The 19,981-nt window shown below is 64.4% G+C and carries 18 protein-coding genes; 8 read left to right on the forward strand and 10 right to left on the reverse strand.

All coding sequences use genetic code 11. The annotated features are described in order from the left end of the window. Window positions 1-91: 91 nt before the first annotated feature. The 3 genes from tsf to SSO01S_RS04040 all read right to left on the reverse strand — a co-directional run bounded on the left by tsf (window position 92) and on the right by SSO01S_RS04040 (window position 2,564). Window positions 92-1,024 carry a translation elongation factor Ts gene (gene tsf / locus SSO01S_RS04030; RefSeq protein ID WP_066795518.1) on the reverse strand — a complete coding sequence of 311 codons (933 nt, stop codon included), beginning with the start codon at window positions 1,022-1,024 and terminating at the stop codon, window positions 92-94. Between the two features lie 87 nt (window positions 1,025-1,111). Continuing rightward, window positions 1,112-1,939, reverse strand: coding sequence for a 30S ribosomal protein S2 (gene rpsB, locus SSO01S_RS04035; protein ID WP_066795520.1), 828 nt, complete (start codon window positions 1,937-1,939; stop codon window positions 1,112-1,114). Between the two features lie 154 nt (window positions 1,940-2,093). Further along, window positions 2,094-2,564 carry a hypothetical protein gene (locus SSO01S_RS04040; RefSeq protein WP_066795523.1) on the reverse strand — a complete coding sequence of 157 codons (471 nt, stop codon included), beginning with the start codon at window positions 2,562-2,564 and terminating at the stop codon, window positions 2,094-2,096. Window positions 2,565-2,776: 212 nt separating this feature from the next. Between SSO01S_RS04040 and SSO01S_RS17700 the strand changes: the two genes are divergently transcribed. Then, window positions 2,777-2,989 carry a hypothetical protein gene (locus SSO01S_RS17700; protein WP_169798311.1) on the forward strand — a complete coding sequence of 71 codons (213 nt, stop codon included), beginning with the start codon at window positions 2,777-2,779 and terminating at the stop codon, window positions 2,987-2,989. On the opposite strand, the gene pssA is transcribed toward SSO01S_RS17700, so the two are convergent. Next, window positions 2,925-3,752: a CDP-diacylglycerol--serine O-phosphatidyltransferase gene (pssA, locus tag SSO01S_RS04045; RefSeq protein ID WP_066795526.1), complete on the reverse strand. Its 828-nt coding sequence runs from the start codon at window positions 3,750-3,752 to the stop codon at window positions 2,925-2,927. The two genes, SSO01S_RS17700 and pssA, sit on opposite strands and share 65 nt — an antisense overlap. Next, window positions 3,749-4,477, reverse strand: a complete 729-nt coding sequence (locus SSO01S_RS04050; protein WP_066795528.1) for a phosphatidylserine decarboxylase — start codon at window positions 4,475-4,477, stop codon at window positions 3,749-3,751. Before SSO01S_RS04050 ends, pssA begins: the two co-directional genes overlap by 4 nt. Before the next feature lie 191 nt (window positions 4,478-4,668). On the opposite strand from SSO01S_RS04050, the gene SSO01S_RS04055 reads away from it, so the two are divergent. From SSO01S_RS04055 to SSO01S_RS04065, 3 genes are all read left to right on the forward strand, one after another. After that, window positions 4,669-5,283: a class I SAM-dependent methyltransferase gene (locus SSO01S_RS04055; RefSeq protein ID WP_066795531.1), complete on the forward strand. Its 615-nt coding sequence runs from the start codon at window positions 4,669-4,671 to the stop codon at window positions 5,281-5,283. Between the two features lie 81 nt (window positions 5,284-5,364). After that, entirely contained in the window at window positions 5,365-6,585 is a 1,221-nt protein-coding gene (locus tag SSO01S_RS04060) for an NADP-dependent isocitrate dehydrogenase (RefSeq protein ID WP_066795533.1), read from the forward strand. Window positions 6,586-6,691: 106 nt separating this feature from the next. Then, the gene (locus tag SSO01S_RS04065) at window positions 6,692-8,404 is read left to right on the forward strand and encodes a M20/M25/M40 family metallo-hydrolase (protein ID WP_066795535.1); all 1,713 of its coding nucleotides are present in this window, start codon (window positions 6,692-6,694) and stop codon (window positions 8,402-8,404) included. Here the strand turns inward: SSO01S_RS04065 and SSO01S_RS04070 are convergent. After that, window positions 8,401-9,603 carry an FAD-dependent oxidoreductase gene (locus SSO01S_RS04070; RefSeq protein WP_066795537.1) on the reverse strand — a complete coding sequence of 401 codons (1,203 nt, stop codon included), beginning with the start codon at window positions 9,601-9,603 and terminating at the stop codon, window positions 8,401-8,403. The two genes, SSO01S_RS04065 and SSO01S_RS04070, sit on opposite strands and share 4 nt — an antisense overlap. Before the next feature lie 44 nt (window positions 9,604-9,647). Between SSO01S_RS04070 and SSO01S_RS04075 the strand changes: the two genes are divergently transcribed. Continuing rightward, window positions 9,648-11,429 carry a cation:proton antiporter domain-containing protein gene (locus tag SSO01S_RS04075; protein ID WP_066795539.1) on the forward strand — a complete coding sequence of 594 codons (1,782 nt, stop codon included), beginning with the start codon at window positions 9,648-9,650 and terminating at the stop codon, window positions 11,427-11,429. A 77-nt stretch (window positions 11,430-11,506) separates the two neighbouring features. Next, a complete protein-coding gene (locus tag SSO01S_RS04080; RefSeq protein WP_066795542.1) occupies window positions 11,507-12,010 on the forward strand; it encodes a hypothetical protein in 504 nt (167 codons plus the stop codon). Window positions 12,011-12,050: 40 nt separating this feature from the next. Here the strand turns inward: SSO01S_RS04080 and alaS are convergent, their stop codons facing one another. The 4 genes from alaS to SSO01S_RS04100 form a co-directional block, all read right to left on the reverse strand. Then, window positions 12,051-14,696, reverse strand: a complete 2,646-nt coding sequence (gene alaS, locus SSO01S_RS04085; protein ID WP_066795562.1) for an alanine--tRNA ligase — start codon at window positions 14,694-14,696, stop codon at window positions 12,051-12,053. Window positions 14,697-14,779: 83 nt separating this feature from the next. Further along, on the reverse strand, window positions 14,780-15,136 hold the full coding sequence (locus SSO01S_RS04090; protein ID WP_066795564.1) for a DUF1428 domain-containing protein: 357 nt from the start codon (window positions 15,134-15,136) through the stop codon (window positions 14,780-14,782). Between the two features lie 15 nt (window positions 15,137-15,151). Next, on the reverse strand, window positions 15,152-15,550 hold the full coding sequence (locus tag SSO01S_RS04095; RefSeq protein WP_066795566.1) for a DUF1801 domain-containing protein: 399 nt from the start codon (window positions 15,548-15,550) through the stop codon (window positions 15,152-15,154). 48 nt (window positions 15,551-15,598) lie between these two features. Continuing rightward, on the reverse strand, window positions 15,599-16,792 hold the full coding sequence (locus SSO01S_RS04100; protein ID WP_083942856.1) for a M24 family metallopeptidase: 1,194 nt from the start codon (window positions 16,790-16,792) through the stop codon (window positions 15,599-15,601). A gap of 155 nt (window positions 16,793-16,947) precedes the next feature. On the opposite strand from SSO01S_RS04100, the gene SSO01S_RS04105 reads away from it, so the two are divergent. Together SSO01S_RS04105 and SSO01S_RS04110 are read left to right on the forward strand one after the other, a co-directional pair. After that, the gene (locus SSO01S_RS04105) at window positions 16,948-18,579 is read left to right on the forward strand and encodes a hypothetical protein (protein WP_083942833.1); all 1,632 of its coding nucleotides are present in this window, start codon (window positions 16,948-16,950) and stop codon (window positions 18,577-18,579) included. Window positions 18,580-18,630: 51 nt separating this feature from the next. Then, window positions 18,631-19,953 carry a dicarboxylate/amino acid:cation symporter gene (locus tag SSO01S_RS04110; RefSeq protein WP_066795569.1) on the forward strand — a complete coding sequence of 441 codons (1,323 nt, stop codon included), beginning with the start codon at window positions 18,631-18,633 and terminating at the stop codon, window positions 19,951-19,953. Window positions 19,954-19,981 lie beyond the last annotated feature (28 nt).

Here is a 19,981-nt window from a genome sequence, read left to right on the forward strand (position 1 = left end):
GATCGGCAAGCGGCAGCGAAAGCGGGGATTCCGAAGATCCCCGCCCCGCAGCGGCACATGCGCCGGGGGCGTTGTCCCCCGGCGATGCGCTTTACTTGGTCAGACCGGCAGTCGCGGCCACTTCGGCTGCGAAGTCGCTCTCTTCCTTCTCGATGCCTTCGCCGAGCTGGAAGCGGACATAGTCCTTGAGCACGATCGTCGAGCCGGCATCCTTGCCAGCCTTGGCGATCACGTCACCCACCGGGGTCTTGCCGTCCATGACGAACGCCTGGGTGAGGAGCGCGTTCTCCTTCTTGAACTTCTCGATCGGGCCGTTGAGGATCTTCTCAGCGACTTCGGCCGACTTGCCGACGATCTTCTCCGCATTCTTCTCGCGCAGGATCGCAGCTTCGCGCTCGACGACTTCGGGGTCGAGATCGTCGACGGTCAGCGCCAGCGGGAAGGCGGCGGCGATGTGCATCGCAAGCTGCTTGCCGAGCGGCTCGAGAACATCGACGCCGGCATCCGATTCGAGCGCGACGAGCACGCCGATCTTGCCGAGGCCGGGAGCCGCAGCGTTATGGACATACGGGATCACCGCGCCGTTCGCGACAGAGACGGCCTTGGCACGACGGAGAACCTGGTTCTCGCCGATCGTGGCGATATTGGCGACGAGGACTTCCTCGATCGTGCCGCCGGTGATCGAAGCAGCCTTCAGCGCCTCGACATCATCACCCTTTTCGAGCGCGACGGCGGTGACTTCGCGAACGAAGTTCTGGAAGATCTCGTTCTTCGCGACGAAATCGGTCTGGGAGTTGACTTCAACGGCGACGCCCTTCGTGCCTGCGACGGCAACGCCGACCAGGCCTTCAGCGGCGGTGCGGCTCGACTTCTTCGCGGCCGCGGCCAGACCCTTCGAACGCAGCCAATCGCTGGCCGCTTCGATGTCGCCATTGGTTTCGCTCAGCGCCTTCTTGCAATCCATCATGCCGGCGCCCGAACGCTCGCGCAGTTCCTTGACGGCGGCTGCAGTGATCTCTGCCATGTCTAATTCCTCAGGTTTCTTCAAACTGGTCGGGCGGAGCAGCGCATATTGCCCTGCCCCGCCCCGATTACAGGTGCGTGACGACGCTTATGCGTCGAGCTGACGCTCGCCCTCGACAGCCGTTTCCGGCTCGGTCGACGCCGCGGGAGCTTCGGGCTCCACAACGGTCAACGTCTCTTCGACGGGCGCAACTTCCTGCGCGCCGAGATCGACGCCGTAGCTGGCCTGACGATCCTGGCCGCCGCGGGTCGCTGCGATCGCAACGGCTTCGCAGTACAGGCGGATCGCGCGGCTGGCGTCGTCATTCGCCGGAACCGGGAATGCGATGCCATCGGGTGAGACGTTCGAATCGAGGATCGCGACGACGGGGATGCCGAGCGTGTTGGCTTCCTTGATCGCCAGCTCTTCCTTGTTCGCGTCGATCACGAACATGATGTCCGGAACGCCGCCCATGTCGCGGATACCGCCGAGCGAGAGCTCGAGCTTGTCGCGCTCACGGGTGAGCTGGAGCACTTCCTTCTTGGTCAGGCCATGCGTGTCGCCCGAAAGCTGTTCTTCGAGCGTCTTGAGGCGCTTGATCGAGCCCGAGATGGTCTTCCAGTTGGTGAGCATGCCGCCCAGCCAGCGATGGTTGACGAAGTGCTGGCCCGAACGGCGCGCCGCTTCCGCGATCGGCTCCTGCGCCTGGCGCTTGGTGCCGACGAACAGGACCTTGCCGCCCGAAGCGACGGTCGAGCTGACGAATTCCAGGGCACGCGCGAAGAGCGGCACGGTCTGCGAAAGATCGATGATGTGGACGCCGTTACGGTCGCCAAAGATGTACGGCTTCATCTTCGGGTTCCAGCGATGCGTCTGGTGGCCGAAGTGCGCGCCCGATTCGAGCAATGCCTGCATGGAGACGACAGGTGCCGCCATAGGGATAATTCCTTCCGGTTGATCCTCTGGGAAGCGAGTGATCCGGCAAGGCCGGACACCGGGTTATGATGCTTCCCATGTGGGGTTGAGCGCGCGCCTTTAGTCGAAGGTGCGGCCCGGCGCAAGCGTCGCCGCGCGCTTGCGGCTGCTTCGCTCAGTAGAAGCAGATCAGATAATATCCGTCCGGCTCGCCTTCCTTCTCGAAGCGCCCGGTGAACTTGGTGATGTCGACGCTGTGAAGCCCGTTATAGCGCCCGTCCTTCATCCGGATGTAGCATCCGTCCGGCTGATCGCAGTTCATGCGCTCGGCGTCGTTGGCGTAACGCGCCTTGAACGCAGGCACATAGGTCGCGGGCGGACGCGACAGCTGAATATGGAGCCAGGAGGCGTTATAGTCCTCGGCGAAGATGCCCGCGACCTTATCGCCGCGCAGGCGGATAGTGTCGGTCGCGTAGGATTTGGTGCCGCCGGGCCGGGCACCGACCACCTTGAGCGACGACAGCAAGGTCCTCGCCTCGCCCTTGCTGGCCGGGCAGCCCTCGAGATTGACGGTTTGTGCGACGGCGACATCACTCCACAGCAACGCGGCGCATGCTGCCAAGCCAGCCAGTTTGAAGCCTTGCATTTCCGCCTCCCTCAAATCCTTTTGCCTGCGCAACTTATGAGGCGCTTTGCCCGGTTCGCAAGTTTTAGAACACAAACGGAACAAGAGCGCTTGACACTGGAACATCAGCGGAACATAACCGGTTCATAGGGCGGACGGGGAACGTCCGCCGGGGTACAGCGGTTTGGAAAACCCGCAGGATTCCAGCCACCTGGGCGAAGAAGGACCGGATGATGACTGCTCTGTTTGCTACGCTGCTGTTCGCAACCGCATTCGCCGCATCGGCATGGACGCTGTACAGCAGCATTCGGCCGCAGCTTCATCGCTACCGCGCGCTGTTCGTGCCCGCAATTCCGGCCCTGCCGATGTCCGCGCCGCGCGTTACGGTGCGCCGGGCACCGCCGGTTCGTCCGGTCGCACGCTCGCCGCTGCGCGCTGCAGCCTGACCCGCCGGTAGCTGCGGATGCTGAAGGGGATCGTCGCCAGATAGGCGACCGCTATCGCAGTGAGGGTTGGCCAGGGCGCCGAGATCAATGCGGCGATCAGTGCGGCAAGGATCACCAGCACTTCGAAGCGAATACGCTGTTTCAGGCGAACCGCCGGGGTGAAGGTGGCGATGCTCGATATCATCAGCAGCGCGACCAGAACGGTCCAGGGCGCCACGATATAGGGCATGGGCAGATGTGGCTCCTGCGTGGACAGCCACAGATATAGAGGCGCCATCGCAAGCAAGGCACCGGCGGGAGCCGGAACGCCCGTCAGGAACCCCGCCGATTTGTGGGGCTGATCCTCATTGTCGATCCCTGCGTTGAAGCGCGCGAGGCGCAGCACGCAGAAAAGCGCATAGACCAGCGCCACCATCCAGCCGAAATTGCCGAGATTCTGAAGCGACCAGAGATAAAGGATCAGCGCCGGCGCAACGCCGAACGCAATCGCGTCGGACAGGCTGTCCAGCTCGGCCCCGAAACGGCTTTCGCCCCGCATCAGGCGCGCGACCTTGCCATCGATCCCGTCGAGCACTGCAGCGATCAGCACCATCACCACGGCTTGTTCCCACTTCGCGTCCATCGCAAAGCGGATCGCGGTAAGCCCCGAACAGAGCGCAGCCGCCGTCACGGCATTGGGTGCAATGGTTCGCAACGGGATGCCGCGCGGCAGGCGCGGCGGCCGCGCCCCGCGCACCCGCCGGACGCGGGGGACCCTGCTCACTGCGAAACGCCGGCCATGTCAGCGATGCCGCGCTTGGCGAGGATCGTCTCGCCCGCGACTGCCCGCTGGCCGAGGGCGACCGCACAACCATAACCTTCGGGAAGGAAAACATCGACGCGGCTGCCAAACCGGATCAAGCCGATGCGCTGCCCCGCGACAACCATGTCGCCCGCCTTGACGAACGCGACGATGCGTCTGGCAACCAGCCCCGCGATCTGCGTGAAGCCAAAACGGACGCCATTCCTGTCCTCGACCACGAAATGCTGCCGCTCATTCTCTTCGCTGGCCTTGTCGAAGTCAGCGTTCATGAACTTGCCGCTGATATAGATGACGTGCTTGATCGTGCCGGTCACCGGCGTGCGGTTCACATGCACGTCGAACACGCTCATGAACACCGAGACGCGGATCATCGGCTTGTCGCCCAGCGCCTGCGGTCCGCGCAGCTCAGGCGGAAGCTCGACACGCTCGATCATCGTGATGAGACCGTCGGCGGGCGAAACGATCAGCCCCTCCCCCTGCGGGGTCACGCGCACCGGATCGCGGAAGAATGCCGCGACTCCAAGCGTCAGGAACACCAGCGGCCAGGTAATGAAGTCAAAAACGAAGAGGCTGAACAAGGCGATGGCAGCAGCAATCGCCACATATTTCCGGCCCTCTGGATGAATTTCCGGAAAGCGCCATTTGACGGTGGTGGTGCCGAGGGGCGGTTTATCGAGGGATGCCATGATCGCCCTCTAGCCCGCCCTTACCCTCTTTCCTAGACGGATCGTCCTGCGACGACGACTTCGGCGTTCGGCGACTTCTCCACCGTTTCCGACGCGCAAACCGCACCGAATGAACCTCAACGCTTGAATGTTCGTTCGTTTTTGCGCAGGGCGCTGGATCGCCCATCACAACAATCGCGAGAATATTATCCATGCCCGCATCGACCGCAGCAGAGCGCCGAAGCCGCCGCCGCGCCGCCGGCCTGCCCTCGCCAGCGATGATGTTCCTCAAGGGGTTCTTCAAACATCCGGTGATGGTTGGTGCCATTGCATCATCGTCGCAACGACTGGTGCGCCACATGCTGAGCAAGGTCGATTTCGACCAGTGCAAATTGTTCGTCGAATACGGCCCTGGCGTCGGCACCTTTACGCGCCCCATCCTTGATCGCCTCGCACCCGACGCCAAGCTCGTTGTGATCGATACCAACCCGGATTTCATCGCTTATCTGCGCGCGACGATCATCGATTCGCGCTTTTCCGCCGTGTTGGGCTCGGCTGCCGACATCAAGCAGATCGTCAAGGATCACGGTTTCGAGCATGCTGACTACATCGCGTCGGGCCTTCCTTTCTCCACCCTTCCCCCCGGCGTAGGCGACGCGATCGCCAAGGCGACCAGCGAGATCATTCGTCCCGGCGGTGCCTTTCTGGTCTATCAGTACAACCCCAAGGTGCGGAATTTCTTCGCGCCCTATTTCCCGCGGATCGACCATGCCATGGAATGGGTGAACATCCCGCCGGCGCAATTGTGGTGGGCCTGGAAGGACTGAGGAGCCATCGGGGCGCTTGATCCCCCTTCCCCATGCTCCTAGACGCTCGCCAAACCCCTTTGATGAGGAACGAGCGAGAATATGGCGAAGATCAAGGTTGCAACGCCCGTCGTGGAGATCGACGGCGACGAAATGACGCGGATCATCTGGCAGTGGATCCGTGAGCGGCTGATCCTCCCCTACCTCGATATCGACCTGAAATATTACGACCTTTCTGTCCAGAAGCGCGACGAGACCGACGATCAGATCACGATCGATTCGGCTGAGGCGATCAAGAAGTATGGCGTCGGCGTGAAGTGCGCCACGATCACCCCCGACGAAGCGCGCGTCGAGGAATTCGGGCTGAAGCAGATGTGGAAGTCGCCGAACGGCACCATCCGCAACATCCTGGGCGGCGTCGTGTTCCGCGAGCCGATCGTCATCAAGAACGTTCCCCGCCTCGTCCCCGGCTGGACCGACCCGATCGTCGTGGGCCGCCACGCTTATGGCGACCAGTATCGCGCGACCGACTTCCGTGTCCCCGGCCCGGGCAAGCTGCGCATAGTCTGGGAAGGCGACAATGGCGAAACCATCGAGCGCGAAGTGTTCAACTATCCCTCGGCCGGTGTGGCGATGGGGATGTACAACCTCGACGATTCGATCCGCGATTTCGCCAAGGCGAGCATGAATTATGCGCTCGATCGCGGCTGGCCGCTGTATCTTTCGACCAAGAACACGATCCTCAAGGCCTATGACGGCCGCTTCAAGGACCTGTTCCAGGAAGTGTTCGACGCCGAATTCGCCGACAAGTTCAAGGCGGCGGGCATCGTTTATGAGCACCGCCTGATCGACGACATGGTCGCATCGGCGCTCAAGTGGAGCGGCAAGTTCGTCTGGGCCTGCAAGAATTACGACGGCGACGTCCAGTCGGACACCGTCGCGCAGGGCTTCGGCTCGCTCGGCCTGATGACCTCGGTGCTGATGTCGCCGGACGGCAAGACGATCGAAGCCGAAGCGGCGCACGGCACCGTGACGCGCCACTACCGCATGCATCAGCAGGGCAAGGCGACCTCGACCAACCCGATCGCATCGATCTTCGCCTGGACGCAGGGCCTGTCGTTCCGCGGCAAATTCGACAACACGCCGGACGTGACCAAGTTCGCCGAAACGCTCGAGCGCGTCTGCATCGAGACCGTCGAAGCCGGCCACATGACCAAGGATCTGGCGCTGCTTATCGGCCCGGAGCAGGCATGGATGACCACCGAGCAGTTCTTCGAGCAGATTCGCGTCAACCTCGAGAAGGAAATGGCGAGCTGGAACTGAGCTTCCCCGCTCAATCTAGGAACGGAAGGGGCGGCTTAGGGCCGCCCTTTTTGTTTGTGGGCGCCAGACGCCATCGATAGGCTCAGCGCCCAAGGGAGCGGGTGCAATGAAGAACTGGGCATATCTGCTGATTGCCGTTGCGGGCGCGGTGCTGCTGGCGGTGATCGCAACCACGACGCCCCGGCCAGCCGCGCAGGATGCGCCGCCGACCGAATTCTCGGCAACGCGCGCGATGGCGGACGTCCGCGAAATCGCCCGCGCGCCGCACCCTACCGGTAGCGCGGAGAATGCCAGGGTTCGCGCATATCTGACCGCGCGGCTCCAATCGCTGGGCATGACCGTCACCACGAGCAGCGCGCCGGTCGGCGCCCGTGCCCAGGCGCGGCTCGACAAATGGCGGGGCAGTGCGGAGCCGGCGCGGGCGATTAACCTGATCGCGACGCTGCCGGGCCGCGATCCGGGTAAGCCCGCACTACTGCTGATGGCGCATCACGACACCGTATGGGGATCGCCCGGCGCTGCTGACGATACCGCGGGGGTTGCATCGATCCTGGAGACGGTACGCGCTATCCGCGCCAGCGGCGTCCAGCCGGAGCGCACGCTGATGGTGCTGCTCACCGATGGCGAGGAACTCGGACTGGATGGCGCCGAACAGTTTTTCCGGCAGGATCCGGCGCGCGCGCGCGTCGGCGTGATCATCAACCTGGAAACGCGCGGCGGCGGCGGTCGTGCATCCATGTTCGAGACGGGCGATCAGAACGGCGCGATGATCGATCTATTTGCGGGAGCGGTCCGCCGTCCGGTCGGCACCTCGCTCAGCGTGTTCGTCTATAATCACCTGCCGAACTCCACGGACTATACCGTCGCAAAGCGGCAGGATGTGCCGGGTTTCAACTTTGCGTTTATCGGACGATCGGGGCTGTATCATTCGCCGCTGGCGACGCCCGACGCGCTCGATCAGGGCGCGCTGCAGGATATGGGGCGGCAGACGCTGGACCTGAGCCGCGCGCTGCTCGCGACACCCCAACTCCCCGGCAAGGCACCGGACCGGGTATTCTACGATTTGTTCGGGCTGGCGTTCGTCGCCTACGCGGCATGGGCGGGATGGCTGTTCGTGATCGGCGCGGCAGCCGCCTATGGCTATGCCGGATGGGGCGGATCGTGGCGCAATTTCCTGCCCGGCGTCGCTGTCTCGCTGCTGCTGGCCGTGCTTTCCGGCGTGCTGCTTTATCTCGGCAACCTGGCTTCCGGCTCTGGTGGCGAGACCAATTATTATGATCGTTTGGCGGCGATCCCGCGGCTGGAACTGCAGGCGGCTTTGCTGTGCCTGACGGCGGCGGCGCTGATCCTGGGACGGCCCGTGAAGCGCGAAGCCTTGCCCGCGATGGTGGCGGGCATGGCCGCGCCGTTCCTGATGCTGGCGGCGGTGGCGCAGGCGATGGCGCCGACGGCGGCGTTTCCGCTATATCTGCCGCTGCTTCTGGGTGGGATTGGCGCGGCGGTTACCCGGTGGCGCGGGCCGCGTCTGGGGCTTTGGGTATCAGCTGCGGCGGCAGCGCTGGGCGCGGGCTATATGCTGACTATGGGACACGCCCTGTTCCAGGCTGTGGGCCCCGGCATGCCGTTTGCGATGCTATTGCCGCTCGGGCTGAGCGCTGTGCTGATCCTGCCGCTGATCCCGGAGATCCCGCAGCGAGGCGCCATGCGGAGGGCGGCGCTGCTCGCGGGGCTGTTCGCGGTATTTGCGCTGGCGATCGCGCTCTGGGTACGTTTCGATCCGATCGCGCCGAGCGTGGCGGTGTATAGCAGCGATCACTAGGCCCTGGGGGAGCGGATATGCTCCCGGCGGATGCCAAGCCCCAGGACGCGCGCGGGGATACGCTGCAACAAGGGCGCGCGATCGAGCAACCGGATGATCCAGGGCGCTCTCTGCACCGTGCCGGCAAGCGCGGCGCGGATCACCGTTCGGTGCGCCGTGTGCTGCACCGCCTGGATCACCCGGACCGGGAATTCGCGCCGCGCCTGCACCCGGGCAAGCAAGCGATCCGGATCGCGGCCCAGCGCGATCGGCGCTGCAAGGATATTGGCGGCGGCAACTGCGTCCTGGATGGCAAGGTTGATCCCCACCCCGCCCACTGGCGACATCGCGTGGGCGGCGTCGCCAATGGCGAGCAGGCCGGGGCGAGACCAGCGGGTTAGCCGATCGAGGGTCACGCTCAGCAGCTTGACGTCGTCTAGGCTCGCCAGGGCATGCATCAGCCCCCGCGCGGGGACCACGACGCTCTCCACCTCGGCTCGGAACGCGTCGATTCCGCGCCCGAGCACGACCGCCGCTTTGCCCTTTTCGATCACCCTGGCGCACTGGAAATACTCGCCGCGATCGATTGCCACGATCATCTCGCCGCCCGCAATATAGCCCTGGGTCTGGTTGCCCGGCGTGCGCCGCTTGGGGACGCGAAACCAGAGCACATCGATCGGTGCCCCCAGATCACGCAACGGCAATCCCGCGCGCAGCGTGGATCCACGGCCGTCGGCCGCGATCACCAGCCTGGCCGGAATCTCCAGGCCATCTGCGGTGCGCACGCCCGTCACGCGCCCGTCGCGCTCGATGGCTTCCACCCCCTCCGTCCGCATCCGCAGATCGAAGCAGGGATAGCGTTTCGCCTCCTGCGCGACGAAATCGAGAAATTCCCATTGCGGCATCATCGCAACAAACTTGCCGCGCCCGGGCAAATGGGTGAAATCGGCGATACGATAGGCATGGCCACCCAGCACCGCTTCGACGTCCTCCACCTTGTCATGCGGGCGTTCAAGCAGCGCGTCCAGCAACCCCAATTCATCGAACAGATTAAGCGTCGAGGGGTGGACGGTGTCGCCGCGAAAATCACGCAGGAAGTCGGCGTGCTTTTCGATCACAAGCGTGTGCACACCGGCGCGCGCGAAAAGCAGCCCGGCCACCATTCCCGCAGGACCACCGCCGACGATGCAGACTTCCGGGCATATTTCGGATTCTGTCATTACGCCCCCATGACAAATCCGCCCTCGCCTGCTTAAAATGCGCCATGATCAGCCTTCAGAACAGCGGTTTCAGCGATGCACTCGTAATCCTGGGCGCGGCTGGACTGGTCATTCCGGCATTCGCCCGTTTCAAGATCAGCCCGGTTATCGGTTTCATCCTGGTCGGCATCCTGGTCGGCCCCGCGGGGCTTGGCACGCTGGTGCCCGAACAGCCCTGGCTCTATTACTTCACGATCTCCGATACGCACACGATCGAGCCGTTCGCCGAATTCGGCATCATCCTGCTCTTGTTCTCGATCGGCCTGGAGCTGTCGTTCAAACGCCTATGGGGATTGCGGAACCTGGTGTTCGGTGTCGGCGCGGCAGAGCTTGCCGGCTCGGCGCTTATCCTGGGCATGGCTCTGTACCTGGCGGGCATGGGCATGAACGGCGCGATCGGGATGGGCCTCGCGCTGGCCCTGTCTTCCACCGCCTTGGTGCTGCCAATCGCCGGGACGACGAGCCCGGTCGGAAAGTCCGCGTTCGCAATGCTGCTGTTCGAGGATCTGGCGCTCGTTCCGATCATCTTCATGCTCGGCGCGATGGCCCCCGCTGCGGCCGATGCGGGCTGGATGTCGCTGGTCAGCGTGCTGGGCAAGGGCGCGGTGACGGTCGCGATATTGTTTGTTGGCGGGCGCCTCCTGTTGCCGCGGATGTTCGGTCAGGCGGCGCGGACCAAGAGTCCTGAGCTCTTCCTAGCCGCCAGCCTGCTGGTCGTGATCGCGGCCAGCCTGGCAACCACGGCTGCGGGGCTTTCCCCGATCGTGGGGGCGCTGATCGCGGGCCTGCTGATCGCCGAGACCGAATATCACACCGAAGTCGAGGCGATCACCGCGCCCTTCAAGGGCCTGGCGCTGGGTGTGTTCCTGATCACTGTGGGCATGCAGCTCAACCTGGCTTTCGTACTAGAAAATTGGGCCACATTGCTGGGCGCAGTGCTGATGGTGCTGATCGTGAAGGCCGGCGTGACCATGGGGCTGCTCAAGCTCACGGGATCACGGGTGAGCACGGCGGCGGAAACCGGCGTGCTGATGTCGAGCCCGTCGGAAACCACACTGATCGTTCTCGGCGTCGCAGCCACTGCCGGACTGATCGCACCGAAGGACGCGGCGTTCTGGACAACTGTAACGGCGATCGGCCTGACGGCCACACCGATGCTGGCCTATGTCGGGCGGCGGATCGCGCGGCTGATCGAACGGCAGCAGGGCGGCGACGGCGTCGCGGCGGATATCGCGATCGATCATGCCGGCCCCGGCACCGTGGTGCTCGGCTTCGGCCGCGTCGGGCGCACAGTGGCGGACATGCTCCAGCGCCACAGCCTGCCCTATATCGGCGTCGACGCCGATGTCGACAATGTGAACGCCGCCCGCAAGGAAGGCTATTCGGTGATGTTCGGCGATGTGACGCGCAGCGAGCTGGTGGACCGGCTCAACCTGGGCCACGCCAAGGCGCTTATCCTGACGATGGACGATCCGGTGCTTACCGTCCGCCTGACCCGGCGCGTGCGCGGCTGGGTGCCCGAGCTGCCGATCATCACCCGCGCCCGCGACGCGGCCCATGCCGCCGAACTGTACAAGGCCGGAGCCAGCGACGCAGTGCCCGAGACGCTGGAAAGCTCGCTGCAATTGTCCGAGGCGCTGCTGGTCGATCTGGGCATCGGGGTGGGCCCTGTGATCGCGTCGATCCACGAGGAACGGGACAAGATGCGCAAGGCGATCAAGGAAGCAGTCGGCATGGATCGCGAGCCGCGCCTGCGCCGTATCCGCAAGGATAGCGTGCCGGGCTGAACGGCTGGGCTTTGTGCTTGCCGAGAAAGCGGGCGAGGCGCATGCTTTGGTCAACCAAATCCCGCAGGAGTTGACCGATGCTTGAAGCTCTACTGATCCTCGCCGCGTCCGCTGCCGGCCCCGGTGCCGATCCGCTGGCCCAGGCGCGCGCCGGCAAGATCCAATGCGTGATGCCCAATGAAGCCAACAAGACCTGCATCGGCGTGACCAGCTACAAGATCAAGGCAGATGGCAGCTTTGAGAGCACGACCACGCTGCTGATCGCGCCCACGCCGCTGATCACGCTGACGGTGACCTCACCTGGCACGGTGAAGGATGGCGCGCTGTGCGGGCCGGTCAACAAGGCCGATTTCGAAGCGGCAAAGATCGAGATGGACGGCCAACCCGCGAATGATGCCGTGGCGACGGCGGTGCGCAGCCAGATGGCAGGCGCGCTGGCGCCTATGGATGGAAAGATGGGCTGCAGCACCGAAGCGGCAGACGGCACGGTGACTGTGACACTCGATGGCGAGATCCGTCCCGAGATGACCCAGAAGACAAAATGGGTGAGTCCGGCGGACGGCTACAAGGTCGGCCAATAAACCACTGAAGCGCTCCCCGGCTGGGCCGGGGAGCAGGATCTCAGGCAGCGACGCTCGCCAGCGCGGTACGGACGGCGGCGAGTGCTTCTGCGCCCTTGCTGCCGTCGGGTCCGCCCCCCTGCGCCATGTCCGGACGACCACCGCCGCCCTGCCCGCCCAGCGCGGCCACCGCAGCCTTGACGAGGTCGACCGCATTGAACGCCACGCCCGGCGTCACGCCCACCGCGACCGATGCACGGCCTTCATTGACTGCGACGAGTGCGATGACACCCGAGCCGATACGGCCCTTTGCCTCGTCGACTGCGCCACGAAGCTCCTTAGGATCGAGTCCGTCGATTACCTGTCCGATAAAGTTGACGCCGCTGACTTCCTCCGGGCCGCTGGGTGCAGCCGCACCGCCGCCGCCCATCGCCAGCGCCTTCTTAGCATCGGCGAGCTCGCGTTCGAGCTTGCGGCGTTCCTCAACCAGCGCCGCGACACGCGCGGGCACGTCATCGGGCGAGGTCCTGAGCGCGGCGGCAGCCTCTTTCAGCCGTTCGTCGCGCGCATTTAGCCACAGGCGTGCAGCCTCGCCTGTCAGCGCCTCGATACGGCGGATGCCCGACGAGACGGCGCTTTCGGAGACGATCTTGAACACGCCGATATCGCCGGTGGCGTTAACATGCGTGCCGCCGCACAGTTCGACCGAATAATGCTTGCCGTCGCCACGGCCCATCGAAAGCACGCGGACCTCATCGCCATATTTCTCGCCGAACAGCGCCATCGCGCCCGCGGCGATCGCGTCTTCGGGCGTCATCAGACGCGTACCGACGCTCTCATTGTGGCGGATCTGGGCGTTTACATCGGCTTCAACGTCCGCAATCTCCTGCGGAGTCAGCGCGGCAGGGTGCGAGAAATCGAAGCGGAAGCGATCCGCCGCAACCAAGCTGCCCTTTTGCGTGACATGGCCGCCCAGGCGGTTGCGAAGCGCCGCGTGGACCAGATGGGTCGCCGAATGGTTCGCCCGGATCTGATCGCGGCGTGCGGCGTCGACCGAGAGCTTCACCGTGTCGCCCACGCTCAGCTCGCCGCTGTTGATCGTGGCATGATGCGCGTGGAGCCGGCCCAGCGGTTTGCTGGTATCCTCAACCGTCGCGGAAAACTTGTCGTTCGCGATGCGTCCGGCATCGCCCATCTGACCGCCCGATTCACCGTAGAAGGGCGTCTGATTGGTGAGGATAATGACCTCGTCGCCAGCCCCGGCCTTGTCCACGCGCGCGTTATCCCTGACGATTGCGACGACCTGCCCTTCGCCCTCGGTGCCGTTATAGCCGGTAAATTCGGTGCTCCCCAGCTCTTCGGCAATGTCGAACCAGACATCGTCCGAAGCCTTGGCACCGGACCCCTTCCATGCGGCGCGGGCGGCGGCCTTTTGCTGCGCCATCGCCGCGTCAAAACCTTCGCGATCGACGGTCATCCCCTGGCCGCGCAGCGCGTCCTCGGTCAGGTCATAGGGGAATCCGAACGTATCGTAGAGCTTGAACGCAGTTTCGCCGGGCAGCGTGCCGCCTTCGGCCATGTTTGCGGTCGCTTCGTCGAGCAGGCGCAGGCCGTTGGCTAGCGTCTGGCGGAAACGCGTTTCTTCCTGAAGCAGCGTGGCTTCGATCAGGGGCTGCGCACGGACCAGCTCGGGATAGGCGGCGCCCATCTCAGCAACCAAAGCCGGCACCATTCGGTGCATCAGCGGATCCTTGGCACCAAGCAGATGCGCATGACGCATCGCGCGGCGCATGATGCGGCGGAGCACATAACCGCGGCCCTCATTGGCGGGCAGCACGCCGTCCGCAACGAGGAAGCCCGACGCGCGCAGGTGATCGGCAATCACGCGGTGACTCGCCTGATTCTCGCCGGTGGTTGCCGAGCCGGTCAGCACGCCGCTCTCCGCGATGAGCGCCTTGAAGGTGTCGGTGTCATAATTGTCGTGAACGCCCTGGAGCACCGCGGCAACACGCTCCAGCCCCATGCCGGTGTCGATGCTGGGGCGCGGCAGATCGCTGACGATGACATCGGCTTCCTGCAGATGCTGCATGAAGACTAGGTTCCAGATCTCGACGAAGCGGTCGCCATCCTCTTCCGGGCTGCCGGGAGGGCCGCCCCAGATATGGTCGCCATGATCGTAGAAGATCTCGGAGCACGGGCCGCACGGACCATCGGGGCCCATCGCCCAGAAATTGTCCTTGGTGGGAATGCGGATGATCCGCTCCTCGGGCAGGCCCGCAATCTTCTTCCACAGATCGAACGCCTGATCATCGGTGTGATAGACGGTGGCGGTGAGCTTGTCCGCCGGAATGCCCCATTCCCTGGTCAGCAGGGTCCAGGCATGGGTGATCGCCTGTTCCTTGAAATAATCGCCGAAGGAAAAATTGCCGAGCATCTCGAAAAAGGTGTGATGCCGGGCGGTGTAGCCGACATTGTCGAGATCATTGTGCTTGCCGCCGGCGCGGACGCACTTCTGGCTGCTCGTCGCGGTGGAATAGGGCCGCGTCTCAAGACCGGTGAACACGTTCTTGAACGGCACCATGCCCGCATTGACGAACATCAGCGTGGGATCATTGTGCGGCACCAGCGGCGCTGAGGGCACGCGGGCATGCCCCTGCCTTTCGAAATAGTCGAGGAAGCTGCGGCGGATGTCGTTCGTCGAGGTCATGCCGAGCGACTTAGGGGGTGATGCGCCTGCGCTCAAGTGAAACGGTTGCGCGGCGAAGTTCGCCGCCGCAGGGCGCCGTCGCGCTATTCCCGTCCCATGCTCGCTATAGGTTCAAAGCAGCCCAGAATCAGGCGTCCTGCATCAAAGGGCGGATCTCCAGCCGAATCCATGCGCGGATCATCGTGCATGCGCTCCTCCGCCTCCTGGAAGCTGGCTTTGTCAGGCCAGACCTGCCACACGAAGACGATCTTCTCTCCCTCCCGGGCCGCGACGGCCTTGCGAAAGTCGGTCTGCTTGCCGTCGTGGGTGAAATCTTCCCAGCTCTCGACGATCTCGATGCAGCCATATTCCCTGAAGAATTTCGCACCGTTCTCGGCCCATCGACGATACGCCTCCATGCCATGTTCCGGCACAGGAATTACGAGACCGCATACATACATGCCGCACTCTCCTTCTCAGGGCACCGCTCCGGCGAGCCGCTGACGAATGTCTCGACAGGCTGTGAAGATGAGCGCATCGAGCGCCGCCTCATCCGGCATCTTGCCCGGCCCAAGCTTCACGTGGCGCATGCGCTTTCCGGATCCCTCCAGCAAACCGGCCGGGTCATCCAGAAAAGCGCCAAAGAAGAATCCGATATTCGCGTGCTGCGAGTGGACGTCGACATAGGCGAACGCGGCGTCATCCAGACAGGCAGTAGGCCGCCCATCATGGATCAGCTCTCCTACGTCACCGCAATCCCGCATCCGCTGGAACCAGGGCTCGATCAGACCAGCCAGCACCCCGGCGCCCGCAAACCAGGCTTCGACCTCCGGATCGAGCCGGCGTGCGGCAGGAAAACGGAACAGGGCGTCCATCAACCGAATCTGCCCGCCAAGGCATCGGCTGACAAGTACGGGCAAGGTCTATTCAAACGGCGCATCCAGCGACTTGGGCGGCGTGCTGAACCATTTCGGGCCGCTGGCGGTCATATGGAAACAATCTTCGAGCCGGATCCCGAAGCTTCCGGGGATGTAGATCCCGGGTTCGTTCGAGAAGCACATGCCCGGTGCGAGCAACGTCTTTTCGCCGCGGACCAGATTGACCGGCTCATGACCGTCCATGCCGATGCCGTGGCCGGTGCGGTGCGACAAACCGGGGAGCTTGTAATCGGGGCCATATCCTTCGCTCGCATAATAGCGGCGTACCGCGTCGTCGACGCTGCCGGCGGGCTTGCCCAGCTGCGCTGCTTCGAAAGCGATCTGTTGGCCGCGCGCAACCTGATCCCACACCTTGCGCTGATGGGCGCTCGCCTCACCGAATACGAAGCTCCGCGAGATGTCTGACTGATAGCCGTGGACCGTGCAGCCGCAATCCATCAGCACGACCTCACCTGGCACCACCGTCTGCGGCTTGCCCGAACCATGGGGATATGCGGCGGCCTCACCCAGCAGAATCAGGTTGAACTCGACCTTTCCGCCCAGCTTGCGCGTCGCCGCAGCCATCAGCGCGCCGATTTCCGCCGGGGTCATACCGGCGCGAATCTGCGGATAGGTCCAGCGATAGGCGGCGAGCGTCACATCGGTGGCCAGCTGCATCAGCGCGAGTTCGGGAGCGGTCTTGATCATGCGGCACCCGCGCACCACCGGATTCGCCGAGACGATGCGCGCAGATGGCAGCGCCTTTTGCAGGCCATCTACGATAAAGAAGCGACTGGTCTCCTCGACACCGATCGACCGGGCGGCAAGTTTCCGCTCCTTGAGGAAACCAGCGACGATCTTCAGCGGGTCTTCGTCTTCCTGCCAAACGCGAATGCTGGCCGGGATGCCCAGGCTTTCCCGTACCGAGGGTTCCTCGAAAAACGGCGTGACGATGCAGGGCTCACCTTCCGCAGGGATCACCACGCAGGTCAGCCGCTCGCTGCGCCACCATTCGACTCCGGTGAAATAAGTGAGCGCCGACCCCGGCTCGATTACCACCGAGCCCATGCGGCTCGCCTGCATCAGATTCTGCGCGCGCGCGATCCGCTGTCCTCGCTCCTCCGGGCCGATCGGTTGCGCGGCACCGGTGATGTTCGTCAATTCTTCCGCCGCAGACGCGGCCGATACGAGGCCCGGCATCGACAGCAGGGGCAGCGCGGTGGTCGCGCCGATCAATTTGCGGCGGCTGAGGATCAAAAGCGGTCTCCGAAAACAAGGGTGTCATGGCTTATGGCGCTTGACCGGGGCATCGCAATCCCCTTCCCTGCACATCGGGGAAAACGAAGGGGACGGACATGCGACGGATGATGCTGGCGCCGATGGTGCTGCTGTTGGGCAGCACGGCCGCGCCCGATCCCTATTTCGCAGCGCCGCCGCTCGGAAACTGGTGTGGGAGCAGCGATCTCGAAGACCCGGCGGTCAAGACCGTCCTCCTCGAAGGCTATGGCCCCGGCGGTTTCAAGATCGCGACCAAGAGCGCCGAGGCACAGGCATTTTTCACGAACGGCGTGCAGCTGGCACAGGCGTTTGCGCACAAGGCCGCAATCAAGGCGTTCCAGGAAGCGCGCCGGCTCGACCCGGAATGCGCGATGTGCGCCTGGGGTGAAGCATGGTCCACGGGACCGACGATCAACTACGGCATCAAGCCTGACGAGGCGAAGAAGCTCGCTGCGATGTCGGAAGAAGCGGAAAGGCTTGCGATCGCCGGCAACGCGACCGTGCGCGAGCGCAACCTGATCGGCGCGCTCAAGCTTCGCTATGTCGGCAAGAACGGCAATCGCGACTTTGCTGATGCGATGGACAAGATCGCAGTCATGGTCCCCGGCGACGATGCGATCGCAACGATCGCCGCGGACGCGCATATGATCGCAGCGGGCGACTGGAACGCGGAGACAATGAAGCGCCCCGTCGAGCTGCTGGAAACGGTGCTGGGACGCAACCCGGACTATGCGCCGGCGATCCACTTCTACATCCACGCGACCGAAGGCGCCGGCTATCCCATGCGCGCCGAGAAGTTCGCCGATCGGCTGGGCATTGTCGCGCCCGCCGCGAGCCATCTCGTCCATATGCCATCGCATACCTATTACTGGATCGGCCGCTATGGCGACGCGGCGACTTCCAATCTGAGTGCGGTTGAGATTGACCGCTCGAACGCGGCCCGGCTAAGGCTAGAAGGGCCCGATCCGGTCTGGAAGCTCAGCTATCACGTTCATAACGTGCATTTCGGAATGGGCGGCGCATTGATGTCGGGCGACGGAGAGACCGCGCTCAAGCTGGCGCGACCGATGCTGGCGATGGCGCGCCGGACGCCCAAGCTGGAGCCGTTCACGCAGCTCGTGCTGGGCAACGCCTATATGTCCGTCGCGCGCTATGGCGGTGCCGACGAGATGCTGAGGGTCGCCGATCCGGGTGCGGCGCATTCCACGGCGCGGGCGCTGTGGCGATATGCGCGCGGCGAAGCCTTTGCGCGGCGCGGCGATGCGCGCGGCGCGCGCGCCGAGGCAGCGCGGATTCCCGGCAGCAAGCGCGAGGACAAATATGGCGTGTTGAAGCCGATCTATGCGGTGGCACGCAACGTGCTGCTGGGGCGCGTGGCGATGCTGGAGAAAAAGCCCGGTCCGGCAGCCGAATATTTCGCCCGCGCCGCGGCGATCGAGGAGGCCAAGCCGCTTGCCACCTTCGCCGACCCTCCGCTCTGGTGGTATCCGCCGCGCCGCGACGAAGCCGCTGCCTTGCTAGCCAAGGGTGATGCCAGGGCTGCGCTGGCCGCCGCCGACGCATCGCTCAAGCGCCGCCCGCACGACCCGGTGGCGCTGGCGATTCGCGGGCAGGCGCAGGAAAAGCTGGGCGCCAAGGGGGCGGCTGCGCGCGACTTGGCCGCCGCCAGAAGGGGATGGCGGGGCCGCACGCCGCCAAACGGTGCTTGACCGGAGCCGTGCAATCCCTTTCTAGGATGCAGGGAACAGAGAGGAAAATGCGTGGGCAAGCGACTGACGTGGTGGATCATCGCCGGATTGTTGCTCGGTGGGCTGCTCGGCTGGGGGCTTAACGCCAGCTATGCGCCGCTGGGTGAAGCGGGCACCGCCCAGCTGGCCAAGATCGCCGGCTATCTCGACATCCCGACGCAGATGTTCCTGCATCTGATCAAGATGATCATCGCGCCGCTGGTCGTCTCCACCCTCGTTGTGGGTATCGCCCACATGGGCGGCGGCAGCGCGATCGGACGCGTCGGCCTCAAGGCTTTCGTGTGGTTCGTCGGCGCGAGCCTGGTTTCGCTCACGCTGGGCCTGATCCTCGTCAACGTGCTGCACCCCGGCGTCGGGCTCAACCTGCCCCTGCCCGATGTGGCGACGAGCAGTGGAGTGGATCGCTCGGGCTTCGATGTGGCCAAGTTCTTCATCCACATCGTGCCGACCAGCGCGATCGACGCGATGGCAAAGAACGACATCCTCCAGATCGTGATCTTCTCGCTGTTCTTCGGCGTCGGCCTGGCCGCGGCGGGGGAAAAGGGTGCGCCGCTGGTGCGCGGGCTCGAAGCGCTCGTCACCGTCATGCTTACCGTCACCGGCTATGTCATGCTGTTCGCGCCGATCGCAGTTTTCTGCGCCGTGGCGCGGACGCTGGCGACCAAGGGGCTGGGCGTGATCGGCGACCTCGCCTTCTTCATGGGCAGCTTTTATATCGGCCTCGCCGTTCTCTGGGCGTTCCTGCTCGGTGCCTGCTTCCTGTTCGTCGGGCGGCGCACAGGCATGCTGCTGCGCTATCTGCGTGATCCGATCCTGCTGGGCTTCTCCACGGCTTCGTCGGAAGCCGCCTATCCGCGCACACTGGACGCGCTCGACCGGTTCGGCGTGCCGCCCAAGATCGCCAGCTTCGTGCTGCCGCTTGGCTATTCGTTCAACCTCGATGGTTCGATGATGTACATGACGTTCGCGTCGATCTTCATCGCGCAGGCCTATGGCATCCACCTCGATTGGGCGACGATGATCCAGATGCTGCTGATCCTGATGGTCACCAGCAAGGGCATCGCCGGCGTGCCGCGTGCAAGTCTGGTGGTGATCACCGGCACGCTCGCGCACTTCGACATTCCCGAGGCGGGCATCCTGCTTATCCTTGCGGTCGATCACTTCCTCGACATGGGCCGCACAGCGACCAACGTGATCGGGAACGCCGTCGCCAGCGTGGTGGTGGCGCGCTGGGAAGGGAAACTCGACCCTCCCGAATCCCCGGAAATGGCGGTCGCCGGGATCAAGCCGCCCGTGACGCCGGAGCGCGATCACTTTACCGACGTGACGCGCTAGGGGGCCAGATCGCGCGGCACCGGCCGGC

This window comes from Sphingomonas soli NBRC 100801 (assembly GCF_001591025.1).
Classification (GTDB): domain Bacteria; phylum Pseudomonadota; class Alphaproteobacteria; order Sphingomonadales; family Sphingomonadaceae; genus Sphingomonas; species Sphingomonas soli.

Bases quoted from the DNA above. Each gene is read 5' to 3' on its own strand.
- tsf (WP_066795518.1), bottom strand. From the start codon at position 1,024: ATGGCAGAGATCACTGCAGCCGCCGTCAAGGAACTGCGCGAGCGTTCG.
- rpsB (WP_066795520.1), bottom strand. From the start codon at position 1,939: ATGGCGGCACCTGTCGTCTCCATGCAGGCATTGCTCGAATCGGGCGCG.
- SSO01S_RS04040 (WP_066795523.1), bottom strand. From the start codon at position 2,564: ATGCAAGGCTTCAAACTGGCTGGCTTGGCAGCATGCGCCGCGTTGCTG.
- SSO01S_RS17700 (WP_169798311.1), top strand. From the start codon at position 2,777: ATGACTGCTCTGTTTGCTACGCTGCTGTTCGCAACCGCATTCGCCGCA.
- SSO01S_RS04050 (WP_066795528.1), bottom strand. From the start codon at position 4,477: ATGGCATCCCTCGATAAACCGCCCCTCGGCACCACCACCGTCAAATGG.
- SSO01S_RS04055 (WP_066795531.1), top strand. From the start codon at position 4,669: ATGCCCGCATCGACCGCAGCAGAGCGCCGAAGCCGCCGCCGCGCCGCC.
- SSO01S_RS04060 (WP_066795533.1), top strand. From the start codon at position 5,365: ATGGCGAAGATCAAGGTTGCAACGCCCGTCGTGGAGATCGACGGCGAC.
- SSO01S_RS04065 (WP_066795535.1), top strand. From the start codon at position 6,692: ATGAAGAACTGGGCATATCTGCTGATTGCCGTTGCGGGCGCGGTGCTG.
- SSO01S_RS04070 (WP_066795537.1), bottom strand. From the start codon at position 9,603: ATGACAGAATCCGAAATATGCCCGGAAGTCTGCATCGTCGGCGGTGGT.
- SSO01S_RS04075 (WP_066795539.1), top strand. From the start codon at position 9,648: ATGATCAGCCTTCAGAACAGCGGTTTCAGCGATGCACTCGTAATCCTG.
- SSO01S_RS04080 (WP_066795542.1), top strand. From the start codon at position 11,507: ATGCTTGAAGCTCTACTGATCCTCGCCGCGTCCGCTGCCGGCCCCGGT.
- alaS (WP_066795562.1), bottom strand. From the start codon at position 14,696: ATGACCTCGACGAACGACATCCGCCGCAGCTTCCTCGACTATTTCGAA.
- SSO01S_RS04090 (WP_066795564.1), bottom strand. From the start codon at position 15,136: ATGTATGTATGCGGTCTCGTAATTCCTGTGCCGGAACATGGCATGGAG.
- SSO01S_RS04095 (WP_066795566.1), bottom strand. From the start codon at position 15,550: ATGGACGCCCTGTTCCGTTTTCCTGCCGCACGCCGGCTCGATCCGGAG.
- SSO01S_RS04100 (WP_083942856.1), bottom strand. From the start codon at position 16,792: ATGCCGGGCCTCGTATCGGCCGCGTCTGCGGCGGAAGAATTGACGAAC.
- SSO01S_RS04105 (WP_083942833.1), top strand. From the start codon at position 16,948: ATGCGACGGATGATGCTGGCGCCGATGGTGCTGCTGTTGGGCAGCACG.